We start from the raw sequence: 14,481 nt of genomic DNA, 5'->3' as shown, positions 1-14,481 counted from the left end.
CCAAGCACGCTCGCTTGATACCTAACCAATCAAGCGCAATTCCTGCGCCCGCGCCACCGCCTGGGTACGCCGCTCGACGCCCAATTTGCTATTGATATGGCTCGCATGGGTTTTGACCGTGTGCAGTGAAATGAACAGCCGGTTGCTGATGTCTTGGTTGGAGCAGCCTTCGGCGATCAGTTGCAGGACCGCCAACTCACGCGCACTGAGAGCTTCATGGGCTGGCGCAGGCTGCACCGTCACTGACTTGGGCAGCAAGGCCAGCAAGCTTTGACTCAGTAAGCCATGAGGGTCCTGGGCCAGTTGTTCGCGCATCCAATCCGGGTGGGCGTCCAGCAGACGCTGAAAAGGTTGCAGCGCGCCGCCCGCTCCCGCCTCCAGTGCCCGAGCCAGAATCAGACGCGCCTTGGTTTCCTGGGCACCCTCAAGCAGCAACTGTGTCTGTTGAGTCAAGGCCATCAGGGCGATCATCTGGCGACCGCTGTCGTGGGCTTGCTGAGCCAGTTCTTCCAAGCGCTGCAAAGCCGCGCCGCGCTGATGGCGTGTGGCGTCGAGGGCCGCTTGTTGCAGGCCGATATGCTGCGGCAGGTGCGGGTGGAATTCCGGCGCGGCGGCGGCGTGCTCGCCGTTGTAGGTTTGCTCCAACCGTGCCAGCCAGGCTTCGGCCAGATCGGTGCGGCCCTGGGCCAGCCACAATTCGCACTTGATCAGAGTGATCATGGCCAGGTAGTAGATCGGCGGCACGTCCCAGATATGCATCAAGCGTTCGGCTTCGGCGAGTTCGGCGAACGCCAAAGGGAACTCACCGCGCCGCCCTTCGAAACTGGCGATCACGCAATGCCCGATCAACACACTGATATCGCGACAGGCACGGGCTTCAGCCAGTCCAGCGCGCAGGCGAACCATGCCGGCTTCGGGCTGAAACCGCACCAGCAGCAAGTAACCTTCATACAGCGAGAGGCGAGCCCGTACCGCATACAGCCGCTGAGGCGCCAGACCGTGCAGGCGTTGCAGGCCCTGGCGCACTTCGTCGAGGGAACGCAGAATTTCGCCCCGCGCTTGCAGGACCCGCGCGCGATCATAGTGGGCCAAGGCCTCGAACAGCGGGTTGCCGACGCGCTGCGCCAGCTCCAGCGACTCGCGATTCAAACCGCGGGCACGCCATAAATCGGCGTCAGCAATCGCCAGATTGGACAGGGTCGACAGGCACATCAGTCGCTGGCCGTAACGGCGCTGCGGCAAGCTGTCCAAGGCCTCGCTGCAATAGCGCTGGGTACGCTCGCGATCGCCGCGACCACGAGCAATGATGCCGCTGAGCGCCAGCCACTGCGCCAGCATGGATTTTTGCGCAGTGGCCGAGGGTGCCGGCAGAAACCGACTGAGATAGCTGGACAATTCTTCTGCCGCATCCAACTGACAGGCCAGCCCCAATGCCCAGCTGTAGAGCACGATCAAGCGGGGAGTGCTGATCAGCAAGCTATCGGGCAAGTCCATTTTCCAACGCAGCAACATACCGACATTCTGCTCGGCCAGCAGTTGTTCTTCGGACAGGTTTTGCACCAGGTTCGCCGCCACATCCAGATGGCCGGCGCGCAACGCCTGTTCCACCGCCTCGTCGATCAAACCCTGGGCGTTGAACCAACGACAGGCGCGCAGGTGCAGGCTGGCGGCCGGCAGCACAGGGCTGCTTTCGCGTCGGCTGCGCAGCAGGTCGGAGAACAAATGGTGATAACGGAACCAAACGCCCTGCTCGTCCAAAGGCACTAGAAACACTTGGTGAGATTGCAGGTAACGCAGGATCTCCGCGCTGTCATGGGCTTCGCGCACGGCGTCGCACAGGTCACTGCAAAAGCGCTCCTGGGGCGCGGTGTCGAACAGAAACGCCTGCACCTCGGCAGGCAGGCAGTCGATCACCTCTTCCAGCAGGTAATCGCGGATCAACCCTTCGCCGCCATGCAGGCTCTGGGGCAAGGCACTCTCGTTGCCGGCTTCGGAGGCCGCCAGCAACCAGAAACGCAAACCGGCCACCCAGCCTTCGCTACGACGGATCAAGTTATCGAGGGCTTCGCCGCGCAATGAGTTGCTATGGCGATCCAGCACCGCCAGGGATTCTGCATGGGTCAGGCGCAGGTCGTGCTCGTTCAGTTCCAGCAAATGCCGCGACAGCCGCAGGCGCGCCAGATGCCAGTCCGGGCGCTGGCGGCTAGTCACCAGCACTACCAGGCCATCGGGCAAATGGTTAAGGAAAAATTGCAAACAACGATCCAGCACCGGCCCCTGGGCCAAGTGATAGTCGTCCAGCACCAGTAACAGCGGCGCGCGGGCGGACAGGTGTTGGGCCAACTCATCGAGCAGGCCGTCGAGCCACTCCTCAAAGGCAAAAGGCTGGTGACGCTGACGCATTTTCAGCAGGCCTAGGGACTGGGCGCCGAGTGAAGAGAAATACTGTTGCAGGCCTTCGAGCAGGCGCTCGAGGAAACGACCGGGGTCGCTGTCCCGCGGGCTCAAGCCCAGCCACAGGCTTTGCCAATGCGCCGGCAGGCTTTGACAGAACTCAATCGCAAGGGAGCTCTTACCGAACCCTGCCGGCGCACTGACCAGCAGCAACCGCCCCTGCAATCCGGCACTCAGCCGTTCACACAGGCGCGGTCGCAGCACATAGCCGTCAGGCAGTGGCGGCCGGTAAAAGCGAGCTTCCAGGGACGGGATCACCGCACTGGCAGGCCCTTGGATTCGGGACAGATCAGTCATCGCCGGGCTCTTATTGAAGGCTATTGTCGGCATTGCAGATGTCCGCAGACTAGCGGTAAAAGCCGCCGCTTTGTAGATCTTTGCAACAATTGCCTGAAAAAGAACTGCGACAAAAAATATCGCGATAGGCAAAAAGCGGGAGGGAGCTTGCTCCCGATAACGCGGTAACAGTCAACGTAAATGCCGACTGTTATCCCGCTATCGGGGGCAAGCCCCCTCCCACCCTTTGATCGAGCTTTGCCAAATTATCATTCAATCTGGAATGCATCCCATGTGGGAGGGGGCCAGCCCCTCACACATTGGGTCGTGCAACCTAGCGCACACCATCCTGACGCAGGGCTGCCGGGGTGAATTCGCTAGTGGAGGCGGTGAAGCCGAAATCGTAGGCCTGTTTCTCTTCGTTCTTCATGCCCAGCGCCAGGTAGCGGCCGGATTGCAGGTCGTAGAGGGTTTCCAGGGCGTACCACGGCACTTGCTTGTCGTAGTAGTTCTCGGCATGAGCCTCGGCGACACGCCACAGTTGGCCACGGCCGTCGTAGTGGTCGATCACCGCCGCTTGCCAGGTGTCTTCGTCGATGTAGAAGTCACGCTTGGCGTAAATGTGGCGCTGGCCTTCCTTCAAGGTGGCGACCACATGCCAGACGCGGCGCAGCTCGTAACGCGCCAGGTCCTGGTTAATGTGACCGGCCTTGATGATGTCGGCGTACTTGAGCTTAGGGTCGTCGATCTTGTAGCTGTTGGAGGCAATGTAGATTTCTTTCTTGCCCTCCAGCTTCCAGTCGTAGCGATCCGGCGCGCCGTTGTACATGTCGAGGTTGTCGGAGGTACGCAGACCGTCGGCAGCGGTGCCCGGGCCGTCATAGGACACTTGCGGCGCCCGGCGCACACGGCGCTGGCCGGCGTTGTAGACCCATGCCGAACGCGGCTCCTTCACCTGGTCCAGGGTTTCGTGCACCAGCAGCACACCACCGGCCAGACGTGCCGGCGCGGTCACTTGCTGCTTGAAGTAGAACAGCACGTTGCCCGGGTTCTTCGGATCGAAGTCCTTCATTTTGTCGCGGAACACGAACTGGTCGCGGAAGTACACCAGGCTGTAGGAACCGTTGGTTTGCGGGGTAGCCTGGGTAACCAGACGCGTCACGCTGCCGCCGCGATAGCGGGTGATGTGGTTCCAGATCACCTCAACGCCGCTTTTCGGAATCGGGAATGGCACCGCGGTTTCGAAGTTCTCCAGGCCGTTGCCACCGGACACCAGGTTGGTGGTGGTGGCGTTCTTCTTGATCGAGGCAAACACCTCGGCCGGCACGGTAGCGCCGCGATGGGTCGGGTAGACCGGCATCTTGAAGGTTTCCGGGTAGCGCTTGAACATCGCGTACTGCCCCGGCGCCAGTTTGTCTTTGTACTGCTCGACATTGGCTGCGGTGATGGTGAACTGCGGTTGCTCACTGGCGTACGGGTTGGCAAGGAAACCACGGGCATCCACAGCGCCGGCGTTGGTCGGCATCGGCGACCATTTCGGGATAGTGCCGGCAGCGTTACCGGCCATCTCGGCACCCATCGGCGTCAGGCTGGTACCCAGCTTGGCAGCTTCATCTGCCGAGACCCCCGCCATAACGTTGCTCGCCAGGATCGACAGCCCCAGCACACCTACGTGCAACAGACTTTTAGTTATTTTCATATTCCGGTCTTCCTGAAATTCAGTGTGCTTAGAAGTTCGCGCCGACGCTCAGGGCGACAAAATCACGGTCATCCACGGTGCTGAACTTGCCGCCGAAGAAGTTGGTGTAGGCCAGGCTTGCGGTGTAGGTGTTCTGGTATTCGGCATCCAGCCCCAGGCTGACCGCTTTGCGACCTTCCTCGAAGTTACCGCCAGGGCCTGGCGAGTAGCCCTTCACGTCGTGGGACCACGCCACGTTAGGCTTGAGGTTCACACCGGCGAACACATCCGGGTATTCCCAGATGGCGCGAGCGCGATAGCCCCAGGAGGTGGCGGTGGTGAAGCCATCGTTGTTGCAATTGGTGTTCAAGCCTGAGGCATTGGGCAAGCCAGCGCCATTGGCGGTGGACAGGTTAAGCCTGTCGCAGAAGCCACCTGGCAAGGTGCCAGGGCCGAATACCGGGTCACGGCCATAACGGGCTTGGGACTTGCTTTCCAGGCCGCCCACATGGGTCACACCGATTTCACCGACGGTGGTCAAGCGACTCGCGCCCATCACTTGGTCGAAGAAGTGCGTGAAGGTGGTCTGGAACTGGGTCACTTCCTTGCGGTTGTAACCGTGCAGGTCCTGACCAGGGGTGCCTTTGAGTACGGAGGCGTTGCCAAAGCCTGGGATCGGCGTCACGCCGGCGAAGAGGATATCGGTGGTGCTCAACTGCACCGGTGCGTTGGGACGGTAGCTCAGTTCACCACTCCATGCGGTGCCTGTCGGCAACGTGGTGGAGAAGCTCAAACCGTAGAGGCGGATATCTTCCGGGTACTCGACAAAGTAATTGGAGTTACCGGCCACGACCAGTGGACGCAAGGCGCCAAGCGGCCCCAGCGGACGGGTGTAGGCCGACGACGGCGCACCCTGTGCACTGAAAATCGGCGCACGGCTGTGGTAGTTCATGAAGTACGCGCCGAACTCGGTATCCAGCGGTTCGAAGTTGTAGTGCATCGCCACGCCGAACTGTCCGCTGTCGCGAGCATCACGGTCGGGGCCACGACGGACCAGTACGCCTTCGTTGTTAACGTCCACACCCAAGGCAGTCAAGGTCGGCAAGGCTGCGCCCGGGATGGTCGAACGCTTGTTCAGCACCCGCAGGTTATTGCTGCAACCATCGGAAATCACATCCGGCTGCGAGAAGAACGTGCCGCAGTTATCAGTAACGGTCTGGTCCCATTCCAGCTGGTAAAACGCTTCGGCCGAGAGGTTATCGGTCAGGGTTTGCGATACGTAGAACATGTTGACCGGAATCAAGCCTTCCTTGATCTCGGCACCCGGACGACGGAACGCAGACACATCGATCGGGTTGATAGAGTTGATGCCGCCGCCGATAAAGGTGCTTTCGCCCCAGCTCACTACCTGCTTACCGAAGCGCACGCTGCCCGGCTGATCGGCAATCGCATAGTTGTGATAAACGAAGGCGTCGAGAATCTGCCCGCCGGAAGACTTGGCCCCTTCCTTGCGATTGTTGTCGCTGATGTCCTTGAACTCACGGCTTTCATCCTTGAGTTCGAAGTCGTACCAGTATTTGCCCCGCACAAATACGCCGGTGTCGCCGTACTTCAGCTCCAGGTCGTGGATACCCTTGAAGATCTTGGAGAAGGTCTCGCCGCGCTTGAAGTTCAGGTGGCCGTCATCGGACGTCTGGGACAAGCCCCGACCGCCGTTGTTGGCGCCGATCAAGTCCTTGTTGGGCTTGGCTGTCGACCAACTCGCCCCCACGGAAAGCGACGAGTCAAAATTCCCTTCGATTTCACCGATATTGAAGCTGACGCCGAATGCGGGCCCGGCGAGCGTAGAGGCGAGGCTGACGGCCAGAGGCAATTTTGCCCGGCGCCAGAACTGGTTTACTGAGGTCATCGACGCTACTCCATGTGCATTATTGTTATGGCAGTGAGTTCTAGATGATGCGTGTAACAGCCGGAATACAACGATTCCAATGCTGCCTGGCAACTGAACCTCCATGGCCCGAAGCGGTGCATCCTTGAAAAACTCTGAGTGGGACTATAGCCAGCAGGGGGTAGGGCTTGATCCCTCTAAAGTGTGATTTGCATCACCGAGCCGTCTGCCACAGTCCTTTCGCCATGTCGGCGGGGGCCGACGCGGGAAGGATGGCTGAAAATCGGCAAATCACAAGTGAAGGCGCGAGATAGAGCATCGCCGTGCCACAAGGGCACGGCAAATCAGCTCAGAGGGTGGACAGGAACGTGCTGTTGTTGGCCTGCCATTCAATGATGTCAATGCGGATACGTTTCTTGTCGAGCTTACCGACACTGGTCTTGGGAATTTCCGTAACAACGGCGATCTGACTCGGAATCGCCCACTTGCTCAAATGGCCCAATTCCACGAACGGTTTGAGGTGTTCCTTCAGCTCGCGGGCGCCAATTGCATGGCCTTCGCGCACCACCACCAAGGCAAACGGGCGCTCGCCCCACTGCGGGTCGGCGACGCCTACCACCGCTACTTCGCGTACCGCCGGGTGACGGCTGACCAGGTCTTCGAGGGCCAGGGACGAGACCCACTCACCGCCGGTCTTGATCACATCCTTGATGCGGTCGCGGATATCGATCACACCAAAGGCGTCCAGCGTGGCCACATCCCCGGTGTGCATCCAGCCGCCCGCCCACAACTCGGCGCCCTTCTGCGGCTCTTTGAAATATCCCTCGGTCAGCCAGGGCGCGCGCAGCACAAGTTCGCCCTGGGATTCGCCATCGGCCGGCAGGAAACGACCCTCGGCGTCGATGATCGCCGCCTCCACCAACGGCCCCGGCACGCCAGCCTTGATGCGGTAGGTAATGCGCTCGTCTTCGCTGCCGGCCAGCAGTTCTTCGTTGAGATGCGCACAGGACACCAGCGGTCCGGTCTCGGACATGCCGTACGCAGCGGTGAGTTGAATCCCACGGGCCTTGGAAGCTTCATACAGCGAACGATTCAGCGCACTGCCACCGATGACGATTTTCCAACCGGCAAAATCCACCCCCTGAGCGGCCTTGGCGTTGAGCACCATCTGCAGGATGGTCGGCACGCAATGGGAGAACGTGACCTTTTCCTTACGCCACAGCTCCACCAGCAATTCCGGGTCGTAGCGGCCAGGGTAGACCTGCTTGAGACCGAGCATGGTAGCCACATACGGCAAGCCCCAGGCATGCACGTGAAACATCGGCGTGATCGGCATGTACACGTCGTTGGTGCCCAGCAATCGCACGCTGTCGACGCTGCCCATGATGGTCGCCACGCCAATGGTGTGCAGCACCAGTTGGCGATGGGTGAAGTACACGCCCTTGGGGTTACCGGTGGTGCCAGTGGTGTAGAACGTGGTGGCGACCGAGTGCTCGTCGAAATCCTGGAAGTCGTACTTAGGGCTGGCGGCGGCCAGCAGGGTTTCATACTCGCCCACCAGGTCAGGCAGATCAGCGGTTTTGGCTTCGCCGTCGGTGAGCAGCAGGGTCTTGTCCACGGTGGTGAGCTGCCCGGCGATGGCTTGATAGAGTCCGACAAACTCACTGTTGACCAGCACGAAGCGGTCTTCGGCGTGGTTCATGGTGTACAAGATCTGTTCCGGCGACAGGCGCACGTTGATGGTGTGGATCACCGCGCCGATCATCGGGATGGCGAACATGCATTCCAGATAGCGATGGCTGTCCCAATCCATCACCGCCACCGTGTCACCGGCCTTCACACCGGCCTCGGTCAACACATTGGCCAGGCGCGCGACGCGTTCGATCAAGGTGGGGTAGGTGTAACGCAATTTGTCACGGTAGACGATTTCCCGGGTCTTCTCGTAACGGGTGCCGGACATCAGCAGGCGCTTGATCAACAGTGGGTATTGGTACGCACCTTCGGCGGGCGGGATAACACGGGTCTGCAACATACGAATCCCTTTTATGACTGCACGGTCTTGGCTTGAAGACCTGCACTGTAGAGACGTTATGTGTGCGCTAAATCAGCCAAAGGAATGATTTGCAGACCTCAGCAAATGCTAGCTTTGCGCCAGCATTTGCACCGATTACTGGTCATGCGCACCGGGTGGGCCAATGTTATTTCATGCTGGTAAACGCCAGCTTCACACCTATGGCAATCAATACCGCGCCCATGGTCCGGTCGAACCAATGCCCCATCCGCGCAAACCCGGCGCGCACGCGTTGCTGGCTGAACAGCATCGCCACCAGGCAGAACCACAGCGCCGTCGCCACCGCCAGGTACACGCCGTAACCGGCCTGCACCGCCAGCGGCGTGTGTGGATTGATCACCACGGTGAACAACGAGAGGAAGAACAACGTGGCCTTGGGGTTCAAGCCATTGGTTACGAAACCGGCGGTGAAGGCGCCGCGCGGGGTGCGTTCACCGGCTTCGCGGTGCAGCTCGCCCTCGGCCGCGGGTTTGGCCGGCTGGGCGCGCAGGGCTTTGAAGCCGATGTACAGCAAGTAAGCAGCCGCGGCCCACTTGAGGGCGTTGAACAGCACGATGGACTGGGACACGATCAGCCCGATACCCAGCAACGAATAGCCCACATGCAGGAAAATCGCCGAACCCACGCCCAGCGCGGTCCAGGTGCCGGCGCGGCGGCCGTGGGTCACGCTCTCACGCACCACCACGGCGAAGTCCGGTCCGGGACTGGCCACCGCCAACAAGTGAATCAAGGCTACGGTCAAAAACTCGGCGAGGTACATGCTCACTCCATTAAGTAACTGATTATTTCATCTGATAGGCTCGGCAGATTACGCCTTCGAACTCTGTCGCAAAAGGTACAGTTGATGACTGACAATCGCCGCGCCGTCTTCCTTGATCACCCTTCCCTGGACTTGGGGGACCTCGACCTCAGCGAATTGCGAGACAGCTTCACTGAGTTGCAGCTGTTTTCGGACACGACGCCGCAAAATGTATTGGAACGCCTGCAAGGTGCCCAAGTGGCCATCAGCAACAAGATCGTGCTCAACGCACAAACCCTGGCGGCTTGCCCCGATCTCAGACTGATCCTGGTGTCGGCCACGGGTACCAACAACATTGATCTGGCCACCGCCCGCGCCCAGGGCATCACAGTGAGCAACTGCCAGGGCTACGGCACGCCATCGGTGGCACAGCACACAATTATGCTGCTGCTCAACCTGGCGACGCGGCTGAAGGACTATCAGCAGGATGTAGCCGCCGGCAAATGGCAACAGGCCAAGCAATTCTGCCTGCTGGATCATCCGATCATCGAATTGGAGGGCAAAACCCTCGGCCTGTTGGGCCACGGTGAATTGGGCAGCGCCGTGGCGCGTCTGGCCGAAGCCTTTGGCATGCGCGTGGTGCTGGGCGCGATTCCGGGGCGCCCTGCCCGGGCCGACCGCGTGCCGTTGGATGAACTGCTGCCCCAGGTCGACGCGCTGACCTTGCACTGCCCGCTCAACGAGCACACCCGCCATTTGATCGGTGCCCGCGAACTGGCGCTGCTCAAGCCCGGCGCGCTGGTGGTCAACACCGCGCGCGGCGGTTTGATCGACGAGCAAGCCCTGGCACAGGCGTTGCGCAGCGGCCATCTGGGCGGCGCGGCTACCGATGTGTTGAGCGTGGAGCCGCCGGTCGACGGTAATCCGCTGCTGGCCGACGATATTCCGCGCTTGATCGTCACCCCACACAATGCCTGGGGCAGTCGCGAAGCGCGCCAGCGTATCGTTGGTCAACTGGTGGAAAACGCCCGTGGCTTTTTCAGCGGTACCCCGCTGCGGGTTGTGAGTTGATAAACTGCGCCCCTTTTCAAGGAGCAGACCATGGATCCGCGCAGTGAAGTACTGCTTCGCCAGGCCGAACTTTTTCAAGGCAACCTGCTATTGGTGGGGTTGCCCGCCGACGACTTGCTGGGGCGCCTGCCCAATGCCCACGGCTGGTGCTGGCATGCCGGCGACCAGGCGGCGCTCGACGCCCGTTTCCTCGAGCGCAGCCAGTTCGGCGTCAGCGTGCCGGAGCGTGCGTTCGACGCGGCGGTAATCTTTCTGCCCAAGTCCAAGGACCTGACCGACTACCTGCTCAAGGCCGTGGCCGCACGCCTTCCCGGCGCCGAGCTGTTCCTGGTGGGCGAAAAAAAAGCCGGTATCGAAAGCGCCGCCAAGCAAATGACCCCCTTGGGCAAGCCGCGCAAGCTCGACAACGCGCGGCATTGCCAGCTGTGGCAAGTCACCGTGGCCAATGCCCCGCAGGCGGTGGCGTTGGAGAGCCTGGCACAGACGTTCGACGTACCGCTGGCCGAAGGGCCGTTGAAGGTGGTGAGCCTGCCGGGCGTGTTCAGCCACGGTCGCCTGGATCGCGGCACCGAGTTGTTGCTGGCGCATCTGGATAAACTGCCGAGCGGTCATCTGCTGGACTTTGGCTGTGGGGCTGGCGTATTGGGAGCCGCAATCAAACGTCGCTACCCGCATAACACTGTCACGCTGCTCGACGTGGACGCCTTCGCAGCCGCCAGCAGCCGCCTGACCCTGGCCGCCAACGGCCTGGAAGCCGAGGTGCTGACCGGTGATGGCATCGACGCCGCGCCGATGGGGTTGAATGCGATTCTGAGCAATCCACCTTTCCATGTTGGCGTGCACACAGACTATTTCGCCACCGAGAACTTGCTGCGAAAAGCGGCCAAACATCTGGCAAAAGGCGGCGAACTGCGCTTGGTGGCCAACAGTTTCCTGAAGTACCAGCCGCTGATCGAAGAGCATCTGGGCGTGTGTGCGATCAAGGCTGAAGGCAACGGTTTTCGTATCTACCGCGCCAAGCGCGGCTGATCGAGGTTTAGAAAAGAACGCTTGCCGAATGGAATTTGCCTAGGCAGAATCCGCTCCGTCCTAGGGGAGTAGTCTCCCACGAGCACCACGCTCGTCCGGCATACGTCAACATACTTGGTCAGCAGACCATGGCGTATGCGACCCAGGAGTCCGCACAGACGGACCGGGGTTTGACAAGACCTATGACACGCACACCTTACCCGGGGCGGGAAGGCTGTACGTGTCATAGCCGTGTCGACCCGCCCCTGGAAACCTACCTGATGCTGGATTCATTGCTCGTTCCCACCGCAATCGTTGCCTTGGCCGAAATCGGCGACAAGACGCAACTGCTCGCCCTCATCCTGGCCGCCCGCTTTCGCAAACCCTGGCCGATCATCGCCGGTATCGTCGCCGCCACCCTGGCCAACCACGCCGCCGCCGGTGCCGTGGGCGCCTGGTTCGGCAGTTTCTTCTCGGATGCGGTGCTGCACTGGATCCTCGCGGCCAGCTTCTGCGCCACCGCGCTGTGGACCTTGGTGCCGGACAAACTCGACGATGACGAAGCCAGCACCACGCGCAAGTTCGGGCCTTTCCTAACCACGCTGATTGCGTTTTTCCTCGCGGAAATCGGTGACAAGACGCAAATCGCCACGGTGATGCTCGCCGCGCAATATCCGGAACTGTGGCTGGTGATCATCGGTACCACCCTGGGCATGCTGATTGCCAACGTGCCGGTGGTATTGGCGGGGAATTTCGCCGCAGAGAAACTGCCGCTGACGTTGATTCGCCGCCTGGCCGCCTCAGCGTTTTTCATCCTGGCGATCGTGGCGGTGTACAAAGCCATGCAGAGCAGTGGCTGGATCTAAGAGTCTCAGCCTGCAAACCCAATTCAACGTGGGAGGGGGGCAACCCCTCTCCCACCGTTGGATCGTCACAGGGTCAAGATTTTTTGGCCTGCTGATAGAGCGGCATGACCTTTGGAATGGCCGCCTGCAGCGAGGCGATGCGGCTGTCAGACGCCGGGTGCGTGCTCATGAACTCCGGCGGCGCGCCCTCGGACGCCTTGGCCATCTTGTTCCACAACGTGATCGCGGCGTTCGGGTTGTAGCCGGCACGGGCGGACAGTTCCAGGCCGATCAGGTCCGCTTCGTTTTCATTGCTGCGACTGTTGGGCAAGGTCATGCCGTAGTTGGCTACGGTGTCGGCCAGCGCCAGGCTGTCCTGACCCAGGCCAAACAACGCGCCGGCGCCCTGCTTGGCCATTTCGATGCCGTAAGCCTTGGACATGGCTTCGCGACCATGCTCACGCAGGGCATGGGCGATCTCATGGCCCATTACCGCGGCCAATTCGTCATCGGTGAGCTTGAGGTTGTCGATCAGCGCGCTGTACACGAAGATCTTGCCGCCAGGCCCGCAGTTGGCGTTCATCTCATCGCTTTTGATCAGGTTCACTTCCCAGTTCCACTGCGCCGCATCCGCACGGAAGGTCGGTGCCTGGGCGATCAGACGCTTGGCGATGGCCTGCACCCGCTTGGCGTTGGCACTGGTTTTATCCACCAAGCCTTTGCCGCTGGCCTCACCCAGGGTCTGCTGGTAGGACTGGGCATACATCTGGTCGACTTCCTGGCTCGACAGCATGCTGAACATGTACTGCTTGCGCTCTACCCCAACGGCGCCGCCGCTGGTGGTGTTGACCGATTGACACCCGGCCAGCAGGACCGCTGCCGCCAATACACTTACCGCCAGTGATTTCTTCATCAATACACTCTCCCTGAAAAGACGCCCTGAAAACATGGCGCGTATCGTAGGCGTTCGACTGTATCGACGCCAGATACACCAGACGTGTAACCGCTGAATTTCGGATACATCTCACACCTCCCGCTGCGGCGACGGCTGTCCCATTTGCGACAAGCGGCCGGCTTTTGATCGCCCACCGCTCATGACCTGCCCGTCTCCAGCCGATACATCAGGCAGCCCATCTCTCCTGCGCGTGGAGCGTTCATGAAATTCAAGTCGATTCAGTTTTCCGTCGCCGCATTGGCCGGGGCCATTGTGCTGACCGTGGTCGCGGTGCTGGTGCTCTACGCGGTGTTCGCCAGCGCGCGCACCCAAGAGATGGTCCAGCAACGCACTCAGGCGCAGTTCGAGCAGATCATCGAGCAGCGCCTGACGTCCCTGGCGCAAACCCAGGCCACCCAGATCCAGCGTGAGCTGGAGGCGCCACTGGTGACCGCCAAAGGTTTGGCCACCGCCAACGCCTTACTTGCCATGAAGGACGCCAAGGGCGAGCCCGCGCTGCAGATCGGCCGTGAGCAACTGATCAACCTGCTGCGTGAAAGCGTGGTGCGCAACCCGAAAATCCTCGGTGCCTACATCGGCTGGGAACCCAACGCAATCGATCATAACGACGCCGCCTACGTGAACAGCCCCATCATCGGCATGGGCGCCGACGGCCGCTTTATCCCGTGGTGGTATCGCAACGCGGACGGCAGCCTGGGCCTGGATAAGCTCGCCGACGTGGCCGACCAGAAAATGCTCTCCACCGGCGTGCGCGCCAGCGAGTACTACCTGTGCTCCAAGGAAAACCAGAAGCCCTGCGCCATAGACCCCGCCCCGTATAAAGTCGGCGACGTCATGGTGATGCTGGCCTCGTTCATCGAGCCGATCATGGTCGATGGCAAGTTCCAGGGCATTGTGGGGGCCGATCTGTCGGTGAACTTCATTCAGGACATGCTCACCAGTGCCGACCAGAAGCTCTATAACGGCGCCGGCGAACTGGCGCTGATCTCCAGCAACGGCCGCCTGGTGGCCTACACCAAGGACGCCAGCAAACTCGGCGAAAAGGCCAGCGACCTGCTCGACGCCAGCGAACTGGCCAGCCTCAACCAGCTCAAGCCCGGCGAAGTGCGCTACGACATCGACCGCGAGCACGGCCATATCGAGTTGTTCCTGCCCTTCGGCATCGGCCAGACCGACGCACGCTGGACCTTGATGATGCAATTGCCATTGGCGGCGGTGATGGCCGACTCGCAGAAACTGCAAAGCGACCTGCAAGCCCAGCGCAAAACCGATACCGTCGGCATGGCGATCGCCGGCCTGGTGGTGGCCGGGCTCGGCCTGCTGGTGATCTGGCTGGTTGGCCATGGGATCGCCCGCCCGCTCAAACAGATGGTGGCCATGCTCAATGACATCGCCCAAGGCGAAGGCGACCTGACACGCCGCCTGACCAGCGACCGAGCCGACGAGTTGGGCGCAATCGCCAGCGGTTTCAACACCTTCCTGATCAAATTGCAGGG

Annotated in this window: 9 protein-coding genes, 1 pseudogene and 1 riboswitch; of the genes and pseudogenes, 4 read left to right on the top strand and 6 right to left on the bottom strand. The window is 61.0% G+C overall.

Features of this window, described 5'->3' with window-relative positions:
* Positions 1–21 precede the first annotated feature (21 nt).
* The 5 genes from ACFZPT_RS08050 to ACFZPT_RS08030 all read right to left on the bottom strand — a co-directional run bounded on the left by ACFZPT_RS08050 (position 22) and on the right by ACFZPT_RS08030 (position 9,127).
* Entirely contained in the window at positions 22–2,751 is a 2,730-nt protein-coding gene (locus ACFZPT_RS08050) for a LuxR C-terminal-related transcriptional regulator (protein ID WP_034111797.1), read from the bottom strand.
* A gap of 313 nt (positions 2,752–3,064) precedes the next feature.
* Positions 3,065–4,429, bottom strand: coding sequence for a DUF1329 domain-containing protein (locus ACFZPT_RS08045; RefSeq protein ID WP_379555163.1), 1,365 nt, complete (start codon positions 4,427–4,429; stop codon positions 3,065–3,067).
* A gap of 28 nt (positions 4,430–4,457) precedes the next feature.
* Complete coding sequence (locus ACFZPT_RS08040) at positions 4,458–6,317, bottom strand: DUF1302 domain-containing protein (protein ID WP_034095948.1); 1,860 nt, start codon at positions 6,315–6,317, stop codon at positions 4,458–4,460.
* Positions 6,318–6,645: 328 nt separating this feature from the next.
* Positions 6,646–8,328, bottom strand: a complete 1,683-nt coding sequence (locus tag ACFZPT_RS08035; RefSeq protein ID WP_099312823.1) for a fatty acid--CoA ligase — start codon at positions 8,326–8,328, stop codon at positions 6,646–6,648.
* A gap of 166 nt (positions 8,329–8,494) precedes the next feature.
* On the bottom strand, positions 8,495–9,127 hold the full coding sequence (locus ACFZPT_RS08030) for a LysE family translocator (protein WP_034095946.1): 633 nt from the start codon (positions 9,125–9,127) through the stop codon (positions 8,495–8,497).
* Between the two features lie 84 nt (positions 9,128–9,211).
* On the opposite strand from ACFZPT_RS08030, the gene ACFZPT_RS08025 reads away from it, so the two are divergent.
* The 3 genes from ACFZPT_RS08025 (at position 9,212) to ACFZPT_RS08015 (ending at position 12,051) form a co-directional block, all read left to right on the top strand.
* A complete protein-coding gene (locus ACFZPT_RS08025; protein WP_099312824.1) occupies positions 9,212–10,177 on the top strand; it encodes a 2-hydroxyacid dehydrogenase in 966 nt (321 codons plus the stop codon).
* Between the two features lie 30 nt (positions 10,178–10,207).
* Positions 10,208–11,206, top strand: a complete 999-nt coding sequence (locus ACFZPT_RS08020) for a class I SAM-dependent methyltransferase (protein ID WP_099312825.1) — start codon at positions 10,208–10,210, stop codon at positions 11,204–11,206.
* A 51-nt stretch (positions 11,207–11,257) separates the two neighbouring features.
* Positions 11,258–11,377: riboswitch (yybP-ykoY riboswitch) on the top strand.
* 89 nt (positions 11,378–11,466) lie between these two features.
* On the top strand, positions 11,467–12,051 hold the full coding sequence (locus ACFZPT_RS08015) for a TMEM165/GDT1 family protein (protein WP_016978300.1): 585 nt from the start codon (positions 11,467–11,469) through the stop codon (positions 12,049–12,051).
* Between the two features lie 73 nt (positions 12,052–12,124).
* Here the strand turns inward: ACFZPT_RS08015 and ACFZPT_RS08010 are convergent, their stop codons facing one another.
* On the bottom strand, positions 12,125–12,943 hold the full coding sequence (locus tag ACFZPT_RS08010; protein ID WP_034095942.1) for a M48 family metallopeptidase: 819 nt from the start codon (positions 12,941–12,943) through the stop codon (positions 12,125–12,127).
* A 243-nt stretch (positions 12,944–13,186) separates the two neighbouring features.
* On the opposite strand from ACFZPT_RS08010, the pseudogene ACFZPT_RS08005 reads away from it, so the two are divergent.
* A pseudogene (locus ACFZPT_RS08005) lies at positions 13,187–14,467 on the top strand (HAMP domain-containing protein); the annotation flags it as partial.
* Positions 14,468–14,481 lie beyond the last annotated feature (14 nt).

This window comes from Pseudomonas sp. MD330_10 (genome assembly GCF_042610415.1).
In the GTDB taxonomy this organism is placed as follows: Bacteria; Pseudomonadota; Gammaproteobacteria; order Pseudomonadales; family Pseudomonadaceae; genus Aquipseudomonas; species Aquipseudomonas rhodesiae.
This window is presented reverse-complemented; position numbering and strand designations above follow the sequence as displayed.

Coding starts and splice junctions, on each gene's coding strand:
- ACFZPT_RS08050 (WP_034111797.1), bottom strand. CDS start 2,751: ATGACTGATCTGTCCCGAATCCAAGGGCCTGCCAGTGCGGTGATCCCG.
- ACFZPT_RS08045 (WP_379555163.1), bottom strand. CDS start 4,429: ATGAAAATAACTAAAAGTCTGTTGCACGTAGGTGTGCTGGGGCTGTCG.
- ACFZPT_RS08040 (WP_034095948.1), bottom strand. CDS start 6,317: ATGACCTCAGTAAACCAGTTCTGGCGCCGGGCAAAATTGCCTCTGGCC.
- ACFZPT_RS08035 (WP_099312823.1), bottom strand. CDS start 8,328: ATGTTGCAGACCCGTGTTATCCCGCCCGCCGAAGGTGCGTACCAATAC.
- ACFZPT_RS08030 (WP_034095946.1), bottom strand. CDS start 9,127: ATGTACCTCGCCGAGTTTTTGACCGTAGCCTTGATTCACTTGTTGGCG.
- ACFZPT_RS08025 (WP_099312824.1), top strand. CDS start 9,212: ATGACTGACAATCGCCGCGCCGTCTTCCTTGATCACCCTTCCCTGGAC.
- ACFZPT_RS08020 (WP_099312825.1), top strand. CDS start 10,208: ATGGATCCGCGCAGTGAAGTACTGCTTCGCCAGGCCGAACTTTTTCAA.
- ACFZPT_RS08015 (WP_016978300.1), top strand. CDS start 11,467: ATGCTGGATTCATTGCTCGTTCCCACCGCAATCGTTGCCTTGGCCGAA.
- ACFZPT_RS08010 (WP_034095942.1), bottom strand. CDS start 12,943: ATGAAGAAATCACTGGCGGTAAGTGTATTGGCGGCAGCGGTCCTGCTG.